This is a genomic window from Pseudomonas azotoformans (assembly GCF_900103345.1).
Classification (GTDB): Bacteria; Pseudomonadota; Gammaproteobacteria; order Pseudomonadales; family Pseudomonadaceae; genus Aquipseudomonas; species Aquipseudomonas azotoformans.
The window spans coordinates 694,356-720,473 of the sequence record NZ_LT629702.1 but is presented as its reverse complement, the minus strand read 5'-3'; the positions used below and the strand labels follow the sequence as shown (position 1 = coordinate 720,473).

The following is a 26,118-nucleotide window of genomic DNA, read 5'->3' as shown; positions in this document are numbered from 1 at the left end:
GCAAAAAAAACACCGGCGCAGGGCCGGTGTCCAGAGCTGAAAAGGTTGGCCGGGCTTAGTGCCCGGCCGCCTTTACAGACGCCACGAACGACGCAATGAACTCGGGGTTATCGACGATTCGATCATGGGTTGTGTCAAGAACCACCGACGCCGCGACTTCGTGACCGATCCCCTCCTCCAGCGCCGTGCAGATAACCTGGCGGTCCTGCAGGGACTTGCTTTGCGCCGCCCACCAGCAACTGACCGGCGCATCAAGAGGTGCGTAAGCCGCGTCCTTCAAGCGCTCATCCAGCGTGCGCTTCAACGCCCAGGAAACGTCCAGCTCTCCGCCTTGTTGCAATTCGTTGCGCAGACTGGCAATTCCTTCACCCAAAGCCACCTGTGCCCACGCACAGAGCGCCTCCCACCGTTGCTCCGCAGTCGCATCGGAGTACTCGATATCCCGCCAGGCGTGCGTAATAGCCTGCGCTGACTCTGGGAACATCACCGTCAGCAACTCCACACGCTTGTCGCCTGAGCCGGAGAGTTCGGCCACGGGCTGCGAGGTTTTATCCCTGTCCCAGAACGCTTTGACGTGCCACGGTGGAGGCGCATCGATGCACCCCAGGAACGCCACTGCGCCGCCCTGTGCTTCCAGATAGGCAGCCACCTGCAGCGCAAGGTTCCCGCCCAGCGACCACCCGCCCAGGTAATACGGCCCCTCCGGTTGGCTCGCCAGAATCTGCTCTGCGTAGTCCGACACCATGGCATCCCATGTAGGCACTTGGTTTTGCGGGTCGAGCAACGCACGACAGACCACGCCCTGTACCGGCATGTCCTCACGCAACGCCAAGCCAATGGCCTTGTAACAATGCACTGAACCAAAGCTTGGGTGAAACAGGAACAAGGAAGGCCCGCCCTTGCGGCCATTCAAGTCAACGATCGACGACTGCCGCGAGTCCGTCGGCGTACCATCCGCCAGCGCCCTGACCGTCGGGCGCGTCATCAGTTGGCTGACCGTGAGCGCCAGCCCGCATTGAACGGCGAGACGCTCTTTAACCACCAGCAGCAGCAGCGAATGCCCGCCCAGTTCGAAAAAGTTGTCGTCAAGCCCCACCCGCTCGACGCCCAGGACATCCTGCCAGACCTGTGCAATCTGCACTTGCAGTGCCGTGTGCGGCGCAACGTAGCCACGCTGTTGGCTGCCGGCCTCAGGACGCGGCAGCGCCTTGCGTTCCAGTTTGCCGTTGGGGCTCAGTGGCATGGCCTCCAACAACACCCACTGGGCAGGCACCATAAAGAGCGGCAAATGGGTCGACAGATGCGCAGCGAGGGTTTCACGCCAGTGCGAAGACGGAGTGTCGAGCACCACATAACCGACCAGTTGCGTACCGTCCAACGCCAACACTGCCGTCTCGCGCACCCACGGATGCTCAAGCAGGCGCGCCTCGATTTCACCCAATTCGATACGCAGCCCGCGCAATTTGACTTGGTGGTCGATACGCCCGGCGTACTCGATCACCCCGTCAGGACGATACCGCGCCAGGTCCCCGGTCCGGTACATACGCTCGCCGGCGCCGAATGGGCTGGCGACAAAGCGTTCGGCGGTCAGCAGTGGCCGACGGTGATACCCGCGCGCCAGCCCCTTGCCTGCCAGGTACAACTCACCCAGCACTCCGATCGGCACGGGTTCCAGGTTTGCGTCCAGGATATGGCAGCCGAGGTTGGCAATGGGCTTGCCGATGGGCACCGTGTCCTTGCCTTCGTCGACGCAGTGCCAACTGGTCACGTCAATCGCAGCTTCCGTAGGGCCATAGAGGTTGTACACATCGGCTTTGGGCAGTTTCGCGAACACCTGTTGCTGCGCGTCCACCGGGAGTGCTTCGCCGCTGCAGATAATGCGCTGCACACTGCTGCAGGTGCCGACCTGTCTATCCTGCAGGAAGGCTTGCAACATCGAAGGCACAAAGTGCAGCGTCGTGACACCTTCACGTGTGATCACCTCCACCAGCTTCGCCGGGTCGCGGTGATCGCCAGGCGCCGCCATGACCAAGCGAGCGCCACTGAGCAAGGGCCAGAAGAACTCCCATACCGACACGTCAAAACTGAACGGCGTCTTCTGCAACACCGTGTCACTGGCATCCAATGCATAGACCTGTTGCATCCAGCACAAGCGGTTTGCCAAGGCCGCGTGACTGTTCCCCGCCCCCTTGGGTTTACCGGTGGAGCCGGAGGTGTAGATCACATACGCCAGGTTTTCGCCGCTGACAGGCACTTCAGGGTTGGCATCGCTGTAGCCATGGAGCCAGTGTTCATCGAGGTCCAGGTCAATACGCTGTACGCCCTCAGGTGAGGGCAGGCGCAAGTGTGACTGACTCAGCAGCAGGCTGACTGCACTGTCATCGAGCATATAAGCCTGACGCTCCTCGGGGTAGTCAGGGTCCACGGGGACGTAGGCCCCCCCGGCCTTGAGCACGGCCAACAGGCCGACCACCATCTCCACCGAGCGCTCCATCGCCACGCCTACCAGACTGTCCGGGCCAACGCCGCGCTCGATCAAGGCATGGGCCAGGCGGTTGGCACGGGCGTTCAATGCCGCGTAGTTCAATTGCTGTGCACCAAACACCAGTGCGCACGCGTCAGGCTTGAGCGCGACGTGCGCTTCGAAACGTTGATGCACGGCTGCTTCAAGGGGGTAATCGGTGGCCGTGGCATTCCAGTCCACCACCATCTGGCGACGCTCATCCGCCTCCAGCATGGGTAGCCTCTCCACCAAGGCGTCAGGCGTGGCGATCATGGCGTGCAACAGTCGTTGCCAGTGATGCGCCATACGCTCCACAGTGGCGGCTTCGAACAGGTCGGTCGCGTAGCCAAAGGATGCCTGGATGCCCGAAGCATCCTCGGCGACGTTCAAGCTCAGGTCGAACTGGGCCGTACGGCTCTCCCAATCCAGGCCTTCCAGCACAAGGCCAGACCCTGTCGGCTCGCTTGCACTGCCAGCGCCGCGGTTCTGATGATTGAACATGACCTGGAACAACGGGCTGTAACTCAAGCTGCGTTCCGGGCGAAGCGCTTCCACCAGTTGTTCAAACGGCAGATCCTGATGGGCCTGGGCCTCCAGCACGCGCTGACGAGTCTGACGCAGCAGTGCAAGAACAGTGGTCTGCTCATCCAGCTCGGCTTTCAGCACCTGGGTATTGACGAAAAACCCGACCAGCCGCTGCGTTTCCACACGATTACGGTTGGCCGTCGGCACACCGACCCGGATGTCCCGTTGCCCGCTGTAGCGATGCAACAACACCTGGAACGACGCCAGCAGCACCATGAAGCTGGTTGCACCTTCACGTTGGGCCAAGGCCCTGACACCCGCTGCCAATTGGCCGTTCAGGCTCAAGTCCAGGGATGCACCACGATAGCTCTGCACGGCAGGACGTGGCCGGTCCAGAGGCAGTTCCAGCACCGGCTGATCGCCGCCCAGCAGGTCGCGCCAATAGGCCAACTGGCGCTCCTTCTCGCCCGCCTCCATCCAGCTTCGCTGCCAGATGGCATAGTCCGCGTACTGAATCGGCAAGGTGGGCAATTCAAACTCGCGACCCTGGCTGTAGGCCGTATAGGCCTGCACCACGTCTGCCACCATCACCTGCATCGAACCACCATCAGAAATGATGTGATGCTGCACCAGAACCAGCACGTGTTCCTGCTCTGCCAGACGCAGGAGGGTCATGCGCAACAGCGGGCCCTGCTCCAGGTCGAAGGGTTGCTCAATGGCCTGCTCGACGCGCGTCTGCAACTGGCTTTCATCAATCGTTTCGGGCACCAACACCACACGGCAATCGGCCTGGACCTCCTGCTGCACATCCTCACCCACCTGCCGGAACCGCGTGCGCAAACTCTCATGCCGGGCGATCAGGTGCTCGAAGCTCTTCTGTAGCGCTTCGAGATCGAGGCAGCCTTTGAGCCGCAGGGCGCTGGGGATGTGATACGCCGCGCTTTGCGGATCCAGTTGCCAGAGAAACCATTGGCGTTCTTGTGCATAAGAGAGTCTCAGGGCGGTTGCTTCAAGGCGAACCTGCGGGATTGGCAGGTTGGCCGGCGAAACACCTTCCTGCAGCATCCGCTGCAGGTAGACCTTGCGCTGTTCAAGCGGCAGCCCGATAAAGCGCTTCATGATCTTGTGCGCCATCTGGTCGTCCATTACAGCTGCTCCATTTCGTCTAGGAGTGAGTCGAGGAACGACAGTTTCTCGGTGCTGACACCTGCCCCCTGCCCCTGCAGATGCTCTGCCAGTTGCTTGAGTACGGCATGCTGGAACAGCTCATGCACACTGATCTTCGCGCCCAGTTCCAACTGAATGCGCGACATCACATTGATCACCAACAGCGAATGCCCGCCCAGTTCGAAGAAGTTGTCGTTCAAGCCCACTTGCTCAACGTCCAGCACATCCTGCCAGATCGCTGCCAGTTGTTTTTCCAGGTCACTGCGGGGCGCCACGTATTCGCCCTGGGTGATTTGGCTGTCGGGCTCAGGCAAGGCCTTGCGGTCCAACTTGCCACTGGGGCTCAACGGCATGTGCGAGAGGCGCACGAACTGCTTGGGTACCATGTAGTCCGGCAATTGCGCCAGCAGAGTGTTGCGCAGCGCCTGCCCATGCTCGGCCGCGTCCGGCGCCGAGGGATGAGCGACGTAGTAGCCAATCAATTGGCCGCCGCCACTGCCCTGGCGCAGCACCACTTCGGCCTGGATCACGCCCGCCTGGCGCACGACCAGGGCCTGGATTTCTTCCAGCTCCACACGGAAGCCGCGAATCTTGATCTGATGATCCAAGCGCCCCAGGTATTCCAACGCTCCATCCTCGGCCAAGCGCACCCGGTCGCCGGTGCGATACAGGCGCGAGCCCGCACTGCCGGACGGGTCGGCGACAAAGCGCTCTGCCGACAACCCTGGCCGCCCGAGATAACCACGCGCCAAGCCAACGCCTCCCACGCACAGCTCGCCGGCAACCCCCACAGGGACCGGGTTCAGGTCACCATCCAAGACTCGGCAGATCACATTGCCCAAGGGTCGGCCGATCGGCGAACGGGCGCCATCGTCCAGGGAGCATGGCCACCAGGTGGCATTGATGGTCGTTTCAGTCGGCCCATAGCGGTTGTGCAGCACAACGGCAGGCAGGGTGCGCAGGATCTGATCGCGCAGCTCGGCCGTCAGTGCTTCCCCGCCGGAGAACAACCTGCGGATACTGTGGCACCGGGCGACGCCCGGTGTGTCCATGAACAGTTGCAGCAGCGATGGGACGAAATGCAGCGTCGTCACACCATACGCCTGGATCAGCTCCATCAGGCGCACCGGATCGCGGTGTTCGCCCGGCGCTGCGATGACCAAGCGACTGCCGCTGATCAACGGCCAGAAACACTCCCACACCGACACGTCAAAACTCATCGGTGCCTTTTGCAGCAGCACGTCGTCGGCCTGCAGCGCGTAGGTCTGCTGCATCCAGTGCAGGCGCTCGGCCAAGGCTTCGTGCGTCACGCCCACGCCTTTCGGGTTACCGGTGGTGCCCGAGGTGTAAATCACGTACATGAGGTTCTGGCCGTTCACGGTGACCCCAGGATCAGACTCGTCGCCCTCACTCAACCACGCCTGCTCGCCCTCCAGGCTCAGGCACTGCACGCCATCGGCCAGTGGCAGGTTCAGGTCGGAGCGGGTCAGCAGCCACTTCACGCCACTGTCCTTGAGCATGTAGGCCAGGCGCTCTTCAGGGTAGTCAGTGTCCAGTGGTACGTACGCACCGCCCGCCTTGAGAATGGCCAGCAGCCCGGCCAACATGTCAAAGGACCGCTCCAGCGCGATACCCACCAGAGCGTCAGGCCCCACCCCCTGCCTGATCAGCCCGTGAGCCAGGCGATTGGCGCGCCGGTTCAACGCCTCGTAGGTCAACGACTGCTCGCCAAACACCACGGCCGTGGCGTGCGGCGTGCGGCGCACCTGTTGTTCGAACTGCTGCTGGACAAGGCTGCATGGATGCGCATCGACCAGCCCGTTGCCCAGCGCCATCAGGTCGAGGTGCTCGGGTTCCGTCAACAGCGTCAGTTGCGCCAGGGCCGCCTGCGGTTGGGTGACCAGCTCCGTCAACAGGTGCAGCAGGTGCCGATTGAGGCGCTCGACCGTCGGCGCATCCACTTCGCTGCGGTCATAGCTGTAGTGCAATGTCAGGGTGTCGCCCACACCGACGGCAATCGACAACGGATAGTGTGTCTGCTCGCGGCTGCTTACGCTGCCAAAGCGCACACCTTGGGGCGCGCCCTGCTCCAGCACCTCCGACACCGGGTAGTTCTCGAACACCAGGATAGTGTCGAACAACGCTTCGCCGCCCAACCCGGCCCAGCGCTGCAGTTCGAACAACGGTGTGTGCTCCTGTTCGCGCAGCGCAAGGTTCTGTTGCTGGATCTGTTGCATCCATTGCGACACAGGCATGTCTGGCCGTGGGGTTGCCACCACCGGCAAGGTGTTGATGAACAGCCCGACTTGTTGCTCCACGCCACGCAGGTCTGCGGGGCGCCCTGACACGGTTGCGCCGAAGGCTACTGTGTCCTGGCCGGTGTAGCGTTGCAGCAGCAACAACCAGGCGGATTGCACCAGGGTATTGAGGGTTATTTTCTGCCCCTGGGCAAACGCCTTGATCCGGGCCATCTGCGCGGCATCCAGCTCATGGGCATGCTCACCCAGCCCGGACGCGTGCAGATCCCGGGTGCGCGGCAGTGCCTGGAACAAACGCGTCGGCTCCTCCAGATTGGCCAATTGGGTCTTCCAGAACGCTTCGCGCAAGGATTTGTCCTGCGCTTGCAACCAGGCGATAAAGTCGCGGTAACGTGCAACCTGAGCCTGCGGCACATGGCCGGCGTAACGTTCCAGCACCTCACCGAGCAGTTGGGAGTTGCTCCAGCCGTCCATCAGGATATGGTGGCTGGTGTAGATCAGGTGGCAGCGTTGCGGCCCGGTATGCGCCAGCGCGATACGCACCAGTGGCGGCATCTCCAGATTGAACCCCTGCAAGCGTTGCGCGTCGGCGAGATGGTCCAGCCGCTGTTGCTGATCGTCACCTTCAGGGCACTCGATTTCGATAAACGGCAGTTGGGCATCGCGATGCACCACTTGCAACGGCTCACCGAGGTCGCCATGCCAGATAAAACCGGTACGCAGGATGTCATGGTTGTCCAGCGCAGCCTGCCAGGCTGCGCGGAAACGCGGAATGTCCAGCCCGTCCACATCCACACGCATCTGGTTGACGTAGTCACCGGCCTGCGGTTCGTACAGCGCATGGAACAACATGCCTTGCTGCATGGGCGACAGCGGGTACACATCATCGGCGCCAGCCAATGCGAACTGATCCAACTGCACCTGGCTGAGCCCGGCCAGCGGGAAGTCCGAAGGCGTCACACCTTGCTGGGTCGACGCACAGCAATGTTCGATGAGGTTTTTGAGCTCCTGTGCATAGGCGTCGGCCAAACCTTGTATGGTCGCCTCGCTGAACATCTCACGGCTGAAGCTCCAGCTCAGGTTCAACTCACCGCCAAACACCTGGCCGTTGATTTCCAGCCAGTTGCCCAGCAACGCGTGCTCGCTCTGGTCAGAGCCGGCGCGTTCACCCGTCGGGGTGAAGAATGCCTGCTCGGTGTCGTCCTCGAAGCTGCCATCGAACTGGCCGAGATAGTTGAACGTGATGCGCGGTTGCGCCAGACCGCCCAACGCCTCACGGGCCGGCTCATCGCCCAGGTAGCGCAGTGCGCCAAAGCCCAGGCCTTTGTCCGGGACCGCGCGCAGTTGCTCCTTGATGCCCTTGATTGAGTCGGCCAGGCTTTGCGCCGGTGTCAGCGCCAGCGGATACATGCTGGTGAACCAGCCGACCGTACGGGTGAGATCGACATCATCGAACAAGTCCTCGCGGCCGTGCCCTTCCAGCTTGACCAGCAGTGAATCACCCCCCGTCCAACGCGTGATGACGCGGGACAAGGCGGTCAACAACAGGTCATTGATCTGCGTGCGATAAGCCGACGGAGCCTCTTGCAGCAGGCGTCGGGTGTAGGACGAGTCAAGGTGCGTGCCCACGGTAAGGGCCAGCGAATTGCGCAGGCTGCCCTGGGGGTTGTCACACGGCAAGCCGGCATCGGCGCCTTGCAATTGCGCCTGCCAGAAACGCAGTTCTTCCTGCAACGCCGGGCTCTGTGCATGGGTTTGCAAGCGCTTTGCCCACGCCTGGGTGGAACTGGTCTTGACCGGCAGTTCCACGGCTTGCCCGGACTGCACCTGGGTGTAGGCAGTTTGCAGGTCCTCCAGCAGAATCCGCCACGATACACCGTCCACCACCAGGTGATGGATCACCAGCAACACACGTTGCGATGCGTCCGGCAATTCGACCAGCACCGCTCGCAGCATCGGCCCGCCTGCCAGGTCCAGGCTGCGCTGCGCCTCCAGGCCCAGCGCCTCAAGTGCCTCGATGTTATCCAGGGAAGTTTGCCAGAGCAGGCTGTCCTGTGATTCAACCGCGCGATAATGAGCCTGCCAGCCCGTTGGTTGAAGGGTAAAGCTCAGGCGCAACGCATCATGGTGCGTCACCAGCGCTGCCAGTGCTGCGCTCAATCGCGCACCCTCCAGACGCTCGCCAGGGCGCAAGACCACGGATTGGTTCCAGTGATGGCGTTCGGCAATCTCTTCCTGGAAGAAGTACTGATGGATCGGCAGCAGCAGCGCTTCGCCCGTGGCCGGTCCTTGTTCAATAACCAGCCCTTGCCCGCCGATCTGGGCGACGCCGGCCAGGCTCTGGACGGTCTGGTGCTGGAACAGGTCCTTGGGCGTGAAGCGGATACCGGCCTGCCGCGCTCGGCTGACCACTTGGATCGAGATGATCGAGTCGCCGCCCAACTCAAAGAAGTTGTCGTTCAAACCGACCCGCGGCAGACGCAGTACGTCGGCCCACAGGCCGGCGATTTTTTGCTCCAGCTCGCTGCGCGGTGCCACATAGGCCTGTTGCATCTGGCTCGCGTCCGGCTGCGGCAGCCCTTTGCGATCAAGCTTGCCGTTGGGCGTCAGCGGCATCTGTGCCAGGAACATGAAATAGGTCGGCACCATGTAATCCGGCAGGCGGGTTTTCAGGGCCCGGCGCAGGGTGTCGCGCCACTCGGCCTGGTCCGCCAGGTCAGCATCTGCCGGCACCACATAGGCCACCAGCTGTTTACCTGTAGGGCCGTCCTGGGCCACCACTACGGTTTCGCCGACGTTGTCCTGTTCGCGCAGACGCGCTTCGATTTCACCCAGTTCGATACGGAAACCACGGATTTTTACCTGATGGTCGACGCGCCCGAGGTAATCCACCACGCCATCCGGGCGGCCACGGGTCAGGTCGCCACTGCGGTAGGCACGGCTGCCGGGCTTGCCGAACGGGTCCGGCACAAAGCGTTCGGCGGTCAATGCCGGGCGCTCAAGATACCCACGGGCCACGCCTTCGCCGCCCAGGTACAGCTCACCGGCTACGCCTATAGGTTGCAGGTTGAGTTGCGAGTCCAGCACGTAGCCATTGCGATTGCCCAGCAATGTGCCAATCGGGGCGTAGACCGCGCCGCATGGGTCGCCCTTGCGCGCTTTCCACAGCAATGGCGTGACCACCGTTTCCGTCGGGCCGTAGCCGTTGAACAGATAGGTCGGCTTGAGTGCGCGCCAGGCCAGGTCGTAGCTGGCTTGGGCAACGGCATCACCACCGAAGCAGTACACGCGCACCTTCGGCGGGTTGCCGTCACGCTCGGCATGCTCGGCCAACTGTTGCAGGTACACCGGCGGGAACACCGCCATGGTCACGTTGTGGCGGTGCATTTGCTGGTAGGTGTATTCCGGCAGCCACAGGCTGTCATCGCGGATCAACACACTGGCGCCGTTGATCAGCGGGTGCATCCAGCCTTCATGGGAGCCGTCGAAGGCAAACGACATGAAGTGCAGTTCGCAATCGGCGGGCGAGGTTTCATAACGCTCGCCGGTGGCGATGATATGGGCCACCAGCGGACCGTGGGATACCGCCACGCCCTTGGGCAGGCCCGTGGAACCGGATGTATAGATCACATAGGCGAGGTTGTCGCCGTCCAGTTTCACATCAGGCGCCGTGTCGCTGTAACCAGACCACTCCTCGGTGCGATCAATCGCCAGGCTGTCCAGACCCTCGGGAATCGGCAATTGCTGCAACGCGCTGGTGTGGGTCAGCAGCAATTTCGCACGACTGTCCTGCATCATGTACAGCAGGCGATCACGCGGGTATTCGATATCCAGCGGCACGTAGACGCCACCGGCTTTCATCACCGCAAGGAACGCCACCATGATCTCGGCACTGCGCGGCATGGCAATCGCCACGCGCACTTCCGGGCCGACGCCACGGGCGATCAGCGCATGGGCCAGGCGGTTGGCCTGGCGGTCCAGTTCGCCGTAGCTCAGGGTTTGCGCGTCGAATTTCACGGCGACTGCATCCGGGTTTTCCCGGGCGCGGTCGGCCACCAATTGGTGCACCAGGCGCTCGGCCGAGAAGCCCGCGTCGGTCTGGTTCCACAGCCGGAGGATGCGTTGTTGCTCATCCTGGCCCAGCAGGTTGAGTTGGCTGATGGGTTGCTGTTGATCGGCGACCATCGCCTGCAACAGGTTCTGCCAGTGGCCGGCCATGCGTTCAATCGTGGCTGGGGCAAACAGATCAGTGGCATACCCCAGGGAAGCACTCAGCCCCTCGCCCCACTCGTGGACATCCAGGTCAAGGTCGAAATGCGCGGTTTGGCTGTTCCACGCCAGCCCTTCGACGCGCAATTCGCTCGACGCGTGCTCCGTGAAGGCTTGGCGGCTGGCCGCCTGATGGTTGAACATCACTTGGAACAACGGGTTCAGACTCAGGCTGCGCTCGGGTTGCAGTGCCTCCACCAGTTGCTCGAACGGCAGGTCCTGATGGGCCTGGGCGTCCAGCGCACGCTGCTTGACCTGTTGCAGCAACTGGGTAACGGTGGTTTGCCCATCGATATCGGCCTTGAGCACCTGGGTATTGACGAAGAAGCCAATGAGTCGTTCGGTTTCAACACGGTTGCGGTTGGCAATCGGCACGCCGACACGGATGTCTTCCTGGCCGCTGTAGCGATGCAGCAGGGTCTGGAACGACGCCAGCAGCAACATGAACATTGTCACGCCTTCGCGCTGGGCCAGGGCGTTCAGGTCGGACACCAGCGCAGCCGGCAACGCCACATGCAAACGCGCGCCTCGATGGCTTTGTTCCGCCGGACGCTGGAAGTCGAATGGCAATTCGAGCACCGGTTGCTCACCGGCCAGCAGGTCGCGCCAGTAGCCGAGTTGACGCTCTTTTTCGCCAGCGTCCATCCAGTCGCGCTGCCACACGGCATAGTCGGCATATTGAATCGGCAATGCAGGCAATTGCAGGTCCCGGCCCTGGCTGAACGCACCGTAAAGCTGCACCAGTTCATCGACCATGACTTGCATCGACCAGCCATCGGAAACGATATGGTGCTGCACCAGCACCAATACATGGTCGTCCTCGGCAATGCGCAGCAGATCAACACGCAGTAGCGGGCCCTGCTCCAGGTTGAACGTGCGCGCAATCTTCGCTTCCACAGTAGCCTGTAGGTCAGCCTCCAGCACGTCACTGCGAATGATTGCGACAGGCGCCGGCTCACCCACGACTTGCACCGTGCCATGGTTTTCCTGACGCAGCAGGGTGCGCAGGCTCTCATGACGCGCCACCAGGCGGTCAAAACTGTGTTGCAACGCGGCTTCATCCAACGGGCCTTTCAGGCGTAGCGCGCTGGGCACGTGGTAAGCGGCACTGTCTGGGTCCAGTTGCCAGAGAAACCACTGCCGCTCCTGGGCATACGACAGCGGCAAACCACCGTCTCGTGCGACGGGAACCAGCGAGGGCGCTTGAGCGCCCTCACTCGCTTCAAGGGCGAGCAACGCGGCGACAAATCCTTGCAGGCGGGGTTGTTCGAACAACACCTTGAGCGGCACTTCCAGTGCCAGCGCCTGGCGCAGTCGCGACGCCACCTGCATGGCCAGCAGCGAGTGCCCGCCTAGCTCGAAGAAGTGATCCGTCAGACCGACGCGCTCCACGCCGAGGATATCCGCCCAGATCGCTGCTACTTGCACCTCGAGCACGCTGACCGGCGCGACCCAGTTTTGCAATGAGAGGCTCGCATCCGGTCGCGGCAGTGCGTGGCGATCCAGCTTGCCGTTGGGGTTCAGCGGCAGACGTTCAAGGAATATCAGGTGCGCCGGTACCATATAGTCCGGCAGTTGCTCGCGCAGGACCGCTTTGAGCGTCTCGCCCAATACGCCAGCATCCGGTTGTTTGGCCACCAGGTACGCCAGCAACTGGTTGTCGACCGCCAACACCACGGCTTCACGAACACTGGCCTGGGCAAGTAACAGGGCTTCGATTTCACCCAGTTCAATACGGAAACCGCGGATCTTCACTTGATGATCGACCCGCCCGACGTATTCGATCACGCCGTCGGCACGGTAACGCGCCAAGTCCCCGGTGCGGTAAAGGCGCCCGCCATGATTGCTGAAAGGATCTGCGACAAAGCGTTCGGCCGTCAGCAACGGACGGTTCAGGTAAGCGCGCGCCAGGCCGCAGGCGCTGCCGATATACAACTCGCCCACGGCGCCCAACGGCGCGAGGTTGAGATCGCGATCCAGCACATACAAGGCACGCCCCGACAGGGAGCGACCAATCGGGCTGGCGGTGGCGCCAATGACTTCATCGCCCGAGGTGCAGTCCAGCACACTGGAGACCACGGTGGCCTCGGTCGGCCCGTAAGTGTTGAGCAGCCGCACATGCCCCAGGCCCGCACGCAACCATTGTGCGGGACCGTCCAGTGGCATGGCTTCGCCGCCGATATGCACTTGCCGCAGGGCGCCATAGGTACGCGGCCCGGCCGCCAGGCAGTCAAGCAGGAACAGGTTCCAGTAAGCGGTCGGCAGGTCGGCCAGGGTGATGCCCTGTTGCAGGATCTCGCGGTACAGCCGCCCGCTGTCCCATAGTTCCGGGCCACGCAGGATCACGGCGGCGCCGTGGGTCAGCGCCGGGTACAGCTGTTCGACGAAGCCGTCGAAGTTCAGGGTCGCGAACTGCAGTACGCGGTCATCCTCGGTCAGCTTGGAATAACCGGCGGCAATGCTTGCGAATTCGCTCAAGGCACCATGGTCGATCGCCACGCCCTTGGGTTTTCCAGTCGAGCCGGAGGTATAGATCACATAGGCGAGGTTGTGCGGGCTGACCGCTCCATCGAGGTTGTCCTCGGCATATTCCGCCAGAGGGGCCGTATCAATTGCCAGCGCGGCGATCCCTTCGGGCAACGCAATCGGCACCTGAGACTGGGTCAACACCAGCCCTACGCCACTGTCTCCAAGCATATGTGCCAGGCGTTCGCGTGGGTATTGCGGGTCAAGCGGCACATAGGCGCCGCCGGCCTTGAGTACCGCCAGCAGGCTGATCACCATGGCGAAGGATCGCTCTACTGCGACCCCCACCAGCACCTCCGGCCCCACGCCCTGCTCCACCAGGCAGCGCGCCAGACGGTTGGCTTGCCGGTTGAGTGCCTCATAGGTCAGCGACGTGTCAGCGAGTACCAGCGCCACCGCTTGCGGGCGTTGCAGCACTTGAGCCTCGAACAAACGATGGACACCGGCCTGCCAGGCCGCTGCCGGACCGCTGGCGTTCCAGTCCTGTTGCAGTGCGTGTTGTTCTTCCGGCGCCAGTACCGGCAAGTGGGCAATTCGCTGGGTCGGTGCCTTTATCACAGCACGCAACAGGCCAAGCCAATGCTGGGCCAAGCGCCCGATGGTAGCCGCCTCGAACAGGTCCGTCGCATAGGTCAGCGACGCCCAAAGCCCATCTTCGGACGCCTGGGTATCCAGGCTCAAGTCAAAGTGCGCGGTATGGCTATCCCATGCCAGGCCCTCGACCTGCATTCCCGGAATCGACTGCACGCCCGTTTCGCCGCGCGCGTCGGACTGGTGGTTGAACATCACCTGGAACAACGGGCTATGGCTCAGGCTGCGTTCGGGCTGCAACGCCTCCACCAACTGTTCGAACGGCAGGTCCTGATGTGCCTGCGCATCAAGAGCCACTTGCTTGACCTGCTGGAGCAATTGGGCAAACGACAGCTCGCCGGTAATATCGGCCTTGAGCACCTGGGTATTGACGAAGAAGCCGATGAGTTTCTCGATCTCGACCCGGTTGCGGTTGGCAATCGGCACGCCGACACGAATGTCCGATTGGCCGCTGTAGCGATACAACAAGGCCTGGAACGATGCCAGCAACACCATGAACAAGGTCGCACCCTGGCGCTGGGCGAAAACCTGCAACTCGCTTGCCAGCGCTGCATCGAGCTCCAGGTCCAGGCGTGCGCCGCGATGGCTTTGTACCGCCGGGCGAGGATGATCCAATGGCAGTTCCAATACCGGCTGCTCGCCGGCCAGGCGCTCACGCCAATAGGTCAGCTGACGATCCTGCTCGCCCGCTTCCATCCAGCCACGCTGCCACACCGCGTAATCGGCATACTGAACCGGCAATGCCGGCAACTGGGGTGCCATACCCAGGCTGAACGCGGCATAAGCGTGCACCAACTCATCGACCATCACCTCCATCGACCAGGCGTCGGAGATGATGTGATGCTGGACCAACACCAGCACATGATCATCCGCGGCCAGGCGCAACAGCTTGACCCGCAGCAGCGGGCCTTGGCACAAGTCAAATGGACGGGCGATCTCTGCTTCGACCCGGGCCTTCAAGGTGCCCGGCTCATCGCTGTGCAAGGTCTCACTGTCGATCAGAAACGCGGTCGCAGCCGCGACCCGCTGTACCGTACGCTCGCCATCGACGGCAAACACCGTGCGCAGGGTTTCATGGCGTTCAAGCAGCTCATCGAAGCTACGTTGCAGGGCATGAAGGTCCAATGCACCCCGCAAACGCAGGGCCGCCGGTATGTGATAGGCGGTGCTCTGCGGCTCCAGCTGCCAAAGGAACCACTGGCGCTCCTGGGCATAGGACAGCGCCAGGGGTTGATCACGTGGCAACCGCGGGATCGGCGGCAAGTCCAGCGTTTTACCTGACAACGCCTGCACGAAACGGCCAAGCACGGGCTGTTCGAACAGGCCTTTCAAGGGCGCATCAATGCCCAGTGCCTGGCGTACGCGGGACATCACCCGCGTGGCCAACAGGGAATGCCCGCCGATTTCAAAGAAGTGATCTTCCAGGCCAACCTGTGGCAGTCCCAGAACCTCGGCCCAAATAGCGGCGACCTGACACTCGTGCTCGGTGACAGGCGCGACAAAGCGCTTTTGCAGGGCCGCAGCATCGGGCTTGGGCAACGCCTTGCGGTCGAGCTTGCCATTGGGCGTCAGGGGCATCCGCTCCAGGAACACCAGGTGAGCCGGCACCATGTACTCTGGCAACTGCTCACGCAGGGCGGCCTTGAACTGCTCGCGCAAGGTGACTTGCTCGTCGTCCGACACCAACTGCCGGGTGACCAGGTACGCCAGCAATTGCTCATGCTGCGCCACGACGGCGGCTTCGCGCACGGTCGGCAGCTCGCGCAGGCATGCCTCAATTTCCCCCAACTCGATACGGAACCCGCGCACCTTGACCTGATGGTCGACGCGGCCGATGTACTCGACCACGCCATCCACGCGATAACGCGCCAGGTCGCCGGTGCGGTACAGCCGCTCACCGTTGCGGGCAAAGGGATTGGGCACGAAGCGCTCGGCGGTCAGCGCCGCCCGGCCGTGATAACCCCGGGCCAGGCCGACACCGCCGATCAGCAGTTCGCCGCTGACGCCGACCGGGGTCGGAGCGAGTTCGGCATTGAGAATAAACAGGGAGGTGTTGGCGATCGGGCGCCCCACAAACGGCAACGGCTCAACCAGTGGGTGAGCCGCCGACCAGATGGTGGTTTCCGTCGGGCCGTACAGGTTCCACACCGTGCCCTGCTGGGCCAGCATGCGCTCGGCCAGGTCGGCCGGCAGCGCTTCGCCGCCGCACAGGCACTTGATCCCGTGCAGCACGGCACGGCGCTCGCTGTCGAGCAGCATGCGCCAGGTCGAGGGCGTGGCTTGCACGACAGTGATCGCCTGTTCATGCAGCAGGCTCAGGATGGCTTCGGGGTCCTGGGAAACAGGCTTGTCCGCCAACACGACCGTGCCGCCCATCGCCAGGGGGACATAGAGTTCAAGGGCGAAAATATCGAAGGAGAAGGTGGTCAACGACAGCAACCGCGCCTTGGCGTCGATGCTCAACGTGTCGGCCATGCCCTGGGTAAAGCTGCTCAGGGCGCCATGGCGCACCATCACACCCTTGGGCTTGCCGGTGGAACCGGAGGTGTAGATCACATACGCCAGGTGCTCATCGGTCAGCGCGACCTGCGGGTTGTCACTGCTGTAACGGGCGTCCTCCTGTTCACTGATGAACAGCACCTGTTGATCGGCTGCCAGCGGCAGGCGCTCGTGCAGGTCGCCGGCGGTCAACAGCACACGTGCGCGGCTGTCTTCGAGCATGAACGCCAGCCGGTCGGCCGGAAACTGCGGGTCGAGCGGCACATAGGCGCCGCCCGCCTTGAGGGTCGCCAGCAACGCCAGCACCATGTCCACCGAACGCTCCAGCGCCACGGCCACCAGCACATCCGCGCCGACACCGGCCGCGCGTAGGCGATGGGCCAGGCGGTTGGCGCGCAGGTTCAGTTCTGCGTAGCTCAGCGACTGGCCATTGCAGACCAGTGCTGTCGCGTCCGGACGGGCCTGCGTCTGGGCTTCCAGCAGGCGGTGCACCCCGACATCCTGGGGGACCGCCTGATGCGTGTTGTTCCAGGTGTGCACCAGTTGCTGCCATTGCGCATCGTCCAGCAACGGCAGCTCGCCGACGCGGCCGTTGCAATCCAGCACCACCTGTTGCAACAAACGGTGCCAGTGCGTGAGGAAGCGCTCAAGGCCCGGCGCGTCAAACAGGTCAGTGGCGTAAGTCAACGACGCCTGGATGCCCTCAGCCGATTCCTGGGTGTCGAGGTTGAGGTCGAATTGCGAGGTCTTGCTCTCCCACTCCAGCCCCTGCACGTGCAGGCCGGTGACGCTGCCGCCGCTGCGCTGGGTGTCGGTCTGGTGGTTGAACATCACCTGGAACAACGGGTTGTAGCTCAGGCTGCGCTCCGGCTGCAGCGCTTCCACCAATTGTTCGAAGGGCAAGTCTTGATGCGCCTGGGCTTCTACCGAGCGCTGCCGGGTTTGTTGCAGCAGTTCGCGGAAGGTCATCTGGCCGTCGATATCGGCCTTGAGAATCTGCGTATTGACGAAAAAGCCGATCAGGCGCTCGGTTTCCACCCGGTTACGGTTGGCCACCGGCACGCCGATGCGGATGTCACCCTGGCCGCTGTAGCGATGCAACACGGCCTGGAACGACGCCAGCAGCAACATGAACACCGTCACGCCTTCGCGCTGCGCCAGGTGCTTGAGGCCCGCCACCAGCGACGCTTCGAGCGTCAGGTCGAGCCGCGCACCCCGGTAGCTCTGCACCGCCGGTCGTGGTCGGTCCATCGGCATTTCCAGTACCGGTTGCTCGCCACCGAGCATGCCGGTCCAGTAACCCAATTGGCGCTCGCGCTCCCCCGCCTCCATCCAGCTGCGTTGCCACAACGCATAGTCGGCGTATTGAATCGGCAAGGCCGGCAATTGCAGGTCCTGGCCCTGCACATGGGCCGCGTAGAGCTGGACCAGTTCGTCGACCATCACCTGCATCGACCAGCCATCGGACACGATGTGATGCTGGACCAGCACCAGCACATGTTCCTCAGGCGCCAGGCGCAGCAGCTTGACTCGCAACAGCGGGCCCTGCTGCAAATCGAACGGCTGGGCAATTTCCGCTTCCACCAGGTCCTTGAGCTGCGACTCCCGGGCGTCGACCACGGCGATCTGCACCCGCGCCTGCTCGGCAATCACCTGCAAGGCACTGTCGCCGTCCTCCTGCAAATGCGTGCGCAGGCTTTCATGGCGCATCACCAGCGCATCAAAGCTGCGCTGCAATGCGGCCACGTCCAAGGCACCGCTCAGGCGCAGCGCCCTGGGCACGTGATAAGCGGTGCTCTGCGGCTCCAGTTGCCACAGAAACCACTGCCGCTCCTGGGCATAAGAGAGTCGAAGGAGCTCACCGTCCTGACGCTTGAAAACCGGGGCAATCTCAAACAGGTTGATGCCTTGCTGCTTGAGCATTACCGCCAACGCTTTCTTCTGTTGCGCCGAAAGTGACCCTACCGACTCGATTAATGCTTGCACGCCACGCCCCTCAGGAAATCAATTTATCCAAATCTTCTGCTGATAGACGTTTGAGGGCCTCCAAGGATTTAGCCAATGCGTCCTGCACCGGCGAATTATTTGTCTGCCGGGCCGCCACATAGCCACTGAAATCGGCCAGGGTCGGGGTGGTGAAGATCGATTTGACGTCGAACTCGGCGTGCAATTGCTCACGCAGGCGCACCACCACCTGGGTGGCCAGCAGGGAATGTCCGCCCAGTTCGAAGAAGTTGTCGTTTAGCCCCACCCGCTCAACGTCCAGCACCTCGGCCCAGATCGCGGCGATCTGTTGTTCCAGTTCGCTGTGCGGGGCCAGGTATTCGCGGGCTTGCAGGTTGGCGTCGACCTTCGGCAGCGCTTTGCGGTCCAGCTTGCCGTTGGGGCTCAGCGGCATCTGTTCCAGCAACATCCACTGGGCCGGGACCATGTAGTCCGGCAGTTGTTGTGCCAGGTGAGCGCTCAGCACATCGCGCCAGTCATCGCCGGCGTCTTGCAACACCAGGTAGCCCACCAGGTATTTGCCGTCCACCGCCAGTACGGCGGTTTCACGGACCCAATCGTGTTCCAGCAGGCGCGCTTCGATCTCACCCAGCTCGATGCGCAAGCCGCGCAATTTGACTTGATGGTCGATGCGCCCGGCGTATTCGATCACGCCGTCTTCGCGGTAGCGCGCCAGGTCACCGGTGCGGTACAGGCGCTCGCCCTTGATGAAGGGATGGGCGACAAAACGTTCGGCGGTCAGCGCCGGGCGGCGGTGGTAACCACGCGCAAGACCGACGCCGCCCAGGTACAGCTCGCCCAGCACGCCCACGGGCACCGGTTCGAAGTTGCTGTCGAGGATGTAGCAACCGAGGTTGGCAATCGGACGGCCAATCGGTACGGCGTCACGGCCTTCATCGACGCAGGTCCAGTGGGTCACATCGATGGCCGCTTCAGTTGGGCCGTACAGGTTGTAGAGCCCGGCTTGCGGCAGCTTGGCGAAGACTTGCTGCTGGGCATCCACCGGCAAGGCTTCGCCGCTGCACACGATGCGTTGCAGGCTTTGGCAGGTGGACACCGCCGGATCCTGCAGGAACGCCTGCAACATCGACGGTACAAAGTGCAGCGTGGTGACCTGCTGTTGATTGATCAGGTTGATCAACTTGGCCGGATCGCGGTGATCGCCCGGCGCTGCCACCACCAGGCGCGCACCGGTCATCAGCGGCCAGAAGAATTCCCACACCGATACGTCGAAGCTGAACGGCGTCTTTTGCAGCACCGTGTCGCTGACGTCCAGGCCGTAGGCTTCCTGCATCCAGTGCAGACGGTTGGCCAGGGCTGAATGCCGGTTACCGGCGCCTTTGGGTTGGCCGGTGGAGCCCGAGGTGTAGATCACGTAGGCGAGGTTTTCGCCGTCCAGCGTGATGCCTGGGTTGGCGTCGCTGTAGGCTTCAAAGGCCGACTCACCCAGCACAAGGGTTTCCAATCCCTGAGGAATCGGCAACTGTTCACGCAAATGCGCCTGGGTCAGCAGCAGCCTCACGCCACTGTCGTCCAGCATATAGGCCAGCCGATCACGCGGGTATTCCGGGTCCAGCGGCACATAGGCGCCACCGGCCTTGAGCACCGCCAGCAGGCCCACCACCATTTCAATGGAGCGCTCCACGGCCAGGCCCACCAGCACGTCCGGGCCGACCCCGGCTTCCATCAGGCGATGGGCCAGGCGGTTGGCGCGACGGTTCAGTTCGATATAGCTCAAGCGCTGCCCGGCAAACACCAGCGCCGCAGCGTCCGGCGTGCGCGCCACCTGTTCTTCGATCAGTTGATGTACGCCGTGCTGCAACGGGTAGTCCCGCGCCGTGGCGTTCCAATCCTGAAGCACCTGCTGACGTTCCGCCGTATCGAGCATCGCCAGGTCGCCCAGACGTTGCTGGCCACCCTCAAGCATGGCTTGCAGCAGATTGACCAGGTGACGCCCATAGGTGTGCACCGTGCTTGCATCGAAATGCGCACGCGCAAAGCTGAACTGCACCGACAACGTATCGCCGACATCCACCAGCACCGTCAGCGGGAAGTTGGTCTGTTCGCGGGATTCCGGCAGGCCAAAACGGATTCCGCTGCCACCGCTTTGTTCCAGGGCCTTGGACACCGGGTAGTTCTCGAACACCAGGATATTGTCGAACAACGCTTCACCGCCCTGCCCGGCCCAGCGCTGGATGTCGTACAGCCCGGTGTGTTCATGCTCGCGCAGGGCCAGGTTCTGCGCCTGCACGGCCTGCAACCAGGCCGCCACGTTCTGCTGATCATCCACTGCACTGATCACCGGCAAGGTGTTGATGAACAGCCCGATCTGCTGCTCCACCCCCACAAGCTCCGCCGGGCGCCCGGCCACCGTGGCGCCGAAGGCCACCACCGACTGCCCGCTATGGCGCTGCAACAGGATCAGCCATGCGGCCTGGATCAGTGTGTTGAGCGTCACTTTGTTGTGGCGTGCAAAGGCCTCGAGGCGTTCAGTCTGAGCGCGATCCAGGCTCAGTTGATGCTCGCCATGCCCGTCTGCCGCCAGCGGCTGGCTGCTGCCCAGGCGGGTGGGTGCTTGCAGAGTGCCCAACTGTTCGCGCCAGAAGGTTTCGGTGGCAGCGGCATCACGTTGCTGCAACCAGCCGATGTAGTCGCGATAGCGCCCCGCCGCTGGCGGCACCGCCACGCCAGCGTAGCGTTGCAGCACTTCGCCGAACAGGCGCGAATTGCTCCAACCATCCATCAGGATGTGATGGTTCGTATAGATCAGCTCGTGACGTTGCTCATCGGTGCGTACCAGTACCAGGCGCACCAGCGGCGCCTTGGCCAGGTCAAAGCCCTGGCGGCGTTGGGCTTGCTGCAGGTTGTGCAATTCCAGTTCGCGCTCCGGCATGGCGCGCCAGTCGAGGTGTTCAATCGGCAGTCGGGCTTCGCGGTACACCACCTGGCACGGCCATTCCAGCTGGCCTTCCCAGAAAAAGCCGCTGCGCAACACATCATGGGCTTGCACCGTGGCGTCCCAGGCCTGCTGGAACCGCGCCACGTCCAGGCCCTCGGCGGTCACGCGGATCTGGTTGATGTAGTCGCCGGCTGCTTGCTCGTAGAGCGTGTGGAACAGCATGCCCTGCTGCATGGGCGACAGGGTGTAGAGGTCTTCGATGGCATCGGCGGCCAGCGGCAGGGATTCCAGCTGCGGCTGGGTGAGGCGCGACAACGGGAAGTCAGAGGCGGTCACACCGTGGTTGCCAGGCGTGCAGCAATGCTCGACCAATGCAGTCAGTTCACGTGTAAACGCCTGGCTCAAGGCTTCGATCTGCGCAGGCTCGAACATCAACGGGCTGAAAGTCCAGCCCATGTGCAGCTCGCCGCCATACACCTGGCCGTTCAACGTCAACCAGTTACCCAGCGGCGCCTCCGGGCTCTGCTCGGCACCGGTGCTCTCCGCCGCCGGTACGAACAAAGCGTCCGGCTGATCGAAGCTGCCATCGATCTGGCCCAGGTAGTTGAAGGTAATGCGCGGCACCGGCAACTGGCTGAACGCCTGGCGTGTAGCGTCGTCGCCCAGGTAGCGCAGCGCACCGAAGCCCAGGCCCTTGTCCGGCACGGCGCGCAGTTGTTCCTTGACCTGCTTGATCGAGGTCGCCAGGGAGTCGGCCGGGGTCAGGCGCACCGGGAACAGGCTGGTGAACCAGCCCAGGGTGCGAGTCAGGTCGATGTCGTCGAACAGGTCTTCGCGGCCATGGCCTTCCAGTTGGATCAGGCTGGAATCCTGCCCGGTCCACTGGCAGATGACGCGTGCCAGGGCGGTCAGCAGCAGGTCGTTGATTTGGGTGCGGTAGGCCGTGGGCGCCTGTTGCAGCAGTTGCCGGGTGCGCTCGCCATCCAGTTGGCTGACCACGGTCTGGGCCAGGCGCCCGGGACGTGCGCCCTGCGGATCGCGGCAGGGCAAGTCGGTCGACACGCCCTGGAGCTGTTGCCGCCAGAAGGCTTTTTCCGGCGCGACCGCTTCGCTGCGGGCATGGGCCTGCAAACGCTCGGCCCAGGCTTTGAACGACGAAGTCTTGGCCGGCAAGCGCTGTTGCCGATACAGGCTTTGCAGGTCTTCAAGGAATACCCGCCAGGACACGCCGTCCACTACCAGATGATGCATGACCAGCAACAGGCGCTGGGAACCGTCGGCCATGTCAGCAAGCACCGCACGCAGCAACGGGCCTTGTTGCAGGTCGAGGCTGCGCTGGGCGCGTTCGCACAGGGCATGCAGTTCGGCCGCGTCCTGCACGCTGGCCTGCCAAAGCAGCGTGGCAGCTGGCGCGTCGTGGCGTGCGGTCCAGCCTTCGGCCTGTGGGGTGAAGCTCAGGCGCAGCACATCGTGGTGCTGGGTGAGTGCCTGCAACGCCGTCTCCAGTGGCTCGGCACGCAGCGGCTGGCGCGGCGTCAGCAGCAAGGACTGGTTCCAGTGATGGCGGTCCGGCAAGTCCATCTCGAAGAACAGTTGCTGGAACGGCAGCAACGGCGTCGCGCCCTGCACCGGGCCCTGGTCGATTACTTGCGCGGTCTGTAATTGCGCCACGCGGGCCAGGCTGCGCACCGTCTGGTGCTGGAACAGCGCCTTGGCAGTGAAGTGGATACCGGCGGCACGGGCGCGGCTGACCACTTGAATGGAGATGATCGAGTCACCGCCGCGCTCAAAGAAGTTGTCGTTCAAGCCGACTTGTTCGACGCCGAGCACCTCGGCCCAGATGGCAGCGATCTGCTGCTCCAGCGCACTCTGCGGCGCTTCGTAGTGCTGGGTGGCTGCGGGCTTGGGCAGGGCCTTGCGGTCCAGCTTGCCGTTGGGGCTCAGCGGCATCTGTTCCAGCAGCACCCATTGGGCCGGGACCATGTAGTCCGGCAGGTGCTGGCCCAAGTGGGTGGCCAGCACATCGCGCCAGTCATCGTCGGCGCTTTGCAGCACCAGATAGCCCACCAGGTATTTGCCCTCCACCGCCAGCACAGCGGTTTCGCGGACCCATTCGTGTTCCAGCAGGCGCGCTTCGATTTCACCCAGTTCGATACGCAGGCCGCGCAGTTTGACCTGATGGTCGATGCGCCCGGCGTATTCGATCACGCCGTCTGCGCGATAGCGCGCCAGGTCACCGGTGCGGTACAGGCGTTCACCCTTGATGAAGGGATGGGCGACAAAACGTTCGGCGGTGAGTGCTGGACGGCGGTGGTAACCACGCGCCAGACCGATGCCGCCCAGGTACAACTCGCCCAGCACACCCATAGGCACCGGCTCGAAATTGCTGTCGAGGATGTAGCAACCGAGGTTGGCAATCGGACGGCCAATCGGTACGGCGTCACGGCCTTCGTCGACGCAGGTCCAGTGGGTCACGTCGATGGCCGCTTCGGTCGGGCCGTACAGGTTGAAGAGCCCGGCTTGCGGCAGCTTGGCGAAGACTTGCTGCTGGGCATCCACCGGCAAGGCTTCGCCGCTGCAGACGATACGCCGCAGGCTTTGGCAGGTGGATACCGCAGGGTCCTGCAGGAACGCCTGCAGCATCGACGGCACAAAGTGCAGCGTAGTGACCTGCTGTTGATTGATCAGGTTGATCAACTTGGCCGGATCCCGATGATCCCCAGGCGCTGCCACCACCAGGCGCGCACCGGTCATCAGCGGCCAGAAGAATTCCCACACCGATACGTCGAAGCTGAACGGCGTCTTTTGCAGCACCGTATCGCTGACATCCAGCCCATAGGCTTCCTGCATCCATTGCAGGCGGTTGAGCAACGCCGAATGACGGTTACCCGCCCCTTTCGGTTGGCCGGTGGAGCCTGAGGTGTAGATCACGTAGGCGAGGTTTTCGCCGTCCAGCGCGATGCCTGGGTTGGCGTCGCTGTAGTTCTCACATGCAGACTCACCCAGCACCAGGGTTTCCAGCCCCTCGGGAATCGGCAACTGTTCACGCAAATGCGCCTGGGTCAGCAGCAGCTTCACGCCACTGTCGTCCAGCATGTAGGCCAGGCGCTCACGCGGGTACTCAGGGTCCAGCGGCACATAGGCGCCACCGGCCTTGAGCACCGCCAGCAGGCCCACCACCATTTCAATGGAACGCTCTAGCGCCAGGCCCACCAACACGTCCGGGCCTACCCCGGCTTCGATCAGGCGATGGGCCAGGCGGTTGGCGCGGTGGTTCAGTTCGGCATAACTCAGGGCGATAGCGTTGAAGCGCAACGCCGGCGCATCCGGCTGGGCCAACGCCTGGGCTTCGATCAACTGATGCACCCACTGCCCTTGCGGGTAGTCGCGCTCGGTGGCGTTCCACTTGACGAGGATCTGCTCGCGCTCTTGGGTGTCGAGGGTCGCCAGGTCCTGCAACGGCAACGCGGTGTCTGCCACGGCGGCACGCAGCAGGCTCAGCCAGTGCTCGGCCATACGCGCTACGGTGGCGGCGCCGAACAGGTCGGTGGCGTAGGTCAGGGACGCCCAGATCCCGTCGCCGCTCTCCTGGGTGTCCAGGCTCAGGTCGAACTGGGCACTGTGACTGTCCCATTCCAGGTTGGCCACGCGCAGCCCCGGTAGCTGCTGTGCCACGGCCGGAGAATGGGCCTGATGGTTGAACATCACCTGGAACAACGGGTTATGGCTCAGGCTGCGTTCCGGTTGCAGCGCTTCCACCAACTGTTCGAAGGGCAAGTCCTGATGGGCCTGGGCTTCCAGCGCACGGCGCTTGGTGTGTTGCAGCAATTGGGCAAAGCTCATCTGGCCATCGAGGTCGGCCTTGAGCACCTGGGTGTTGACGAAGAAGCCGATCAGCGATTCGGTCTCGACGCGGTTGCGGTTGGCAATCGGCACACCGACGCGAATATCCGGCTGGCCGCTGTAGCGGTACAGAAAGGCCTGGAACGAAGCCAGCAGCAGCATGAACATCGTCACGCCTTCCCGCTGGGCCAGCGCCTTCAACCCGGCAACCAGCGCCGGTTCCAGCGTGATGTCCTGGCGCGCCCCGCGGAAGCTCTGTTGCGCCGGACGCGGCTGGTCGAACGGCAATTCCAGTACCGGTTGCATGCCGCTGAGCAATTCGCGCCAATATTCCAGTTGCCGGGCCTTCTCCCCCGCCTCCATCCAACTGCGCTGCCACAGGGCATAGTCGGCGTACTGGATCGGCAACGGCGCCAACGCACAATCCTGGCCCTGGCTGTAGGCGGCATAGAGCTGCATCAACTCCTGCACCATCACGCCCATCGACCAGCCATCGGAGACGATATGGTGCTGCACCAGCACCAGCACGTGTTCCTCTTCACTCACGGCGAGCAAGCTGACCCGCAGCAAAGGGCCGTGCTGCAGGTCGAACGGACGGGCCATCTCGGCCTCGACCCATGCCTTGAGCTGTGTTTCGTCGACGGCATGCTCGGCGATCTCGATCACCCCATGTTCCAGCACTTCCTGGGCACGCTGCTCAGCGTCCAGGTGCAGGCGCGTGCGTAGGCTTGCGTGGCGGGCCACCAGGGTATCGAAACTGCGTTGCAGGGCGGCCTTGTCCAGCTGGCCGCTCAGGCGCAGGGCGCCGGGGACGTGGTAAGCGTCGCTGTCCGGGTCCAACTGCCAGAGAAACCACTGGCGTTCCTGGGCGTAGGACAGCGGCAGGTGCTGGCCGTCCTCGCGGATCGAGGCAATCGGTAGCTGGGCGAAGCTCATGCCCCGGCTTTGCAGGCGTTGGTAAAACTGCTGGCGCTGTTCCAGAGGCAGGCGAAGAAAGCGCGAAACCAGATCGATGTTAGGGTTGGAAAGCATGG

General features: G+C 63.2%; 3 protein-coding genes. All 3 read right to left on the bottom strand.

The genetic code is table 11. From position 1 onward, the window contains the following. Nucleotides 1–55: 55 nt before the first annotated feature. The 3 genes from BLR69_RS03210 to BLR69_RS03200 are packed head-to-tail and all read right to left on the bottom strand — an operon-like array spanning nt 56 to nt 26,116. Nucleotides 56–4,174 (bottom strand): amino acid adenylation domain-containing protein, encoded by a 4,119-nt coding sequence (locus tag BLR69_RS03210; RefSeq protein ID WP_071495283.1) that lies wholly within the window; start codon nt 4,172–4,174, stop codon nt 56–58. Next, nucleotides 4,174–18,324: a non-ribosomal peptide synthase/polyketide synthase gene (locus BLR69_RS03205; RefSeq protein WP_371858638.1), complete on the bottom strand. Its 14,151-nt coding sequence runs from the start codon at nt 18,322–18,324 to the stop codon at nt 4,174–4,176. Before BLR69_RS03205 ends, BLR69_RS03210 begins: the two co-directional genes overlap by 1 nt. A 10-nt stretch (nt 18,325–18,334) precedes the next feature. After that, nucleotides 18,335–26,116: a non-ribosomal peptide synthetase gene (locus BLR69_RS03200; protein WP_076955280.1), complete on the bottom strand. Its 7,782-nt coding sequence runs from the start codon at nt 26,114–26,116 to the stop codon at nt 18,335–18,337. Nucleotides 26,117–26,118 lie beyond the last annotated feature (2 nt).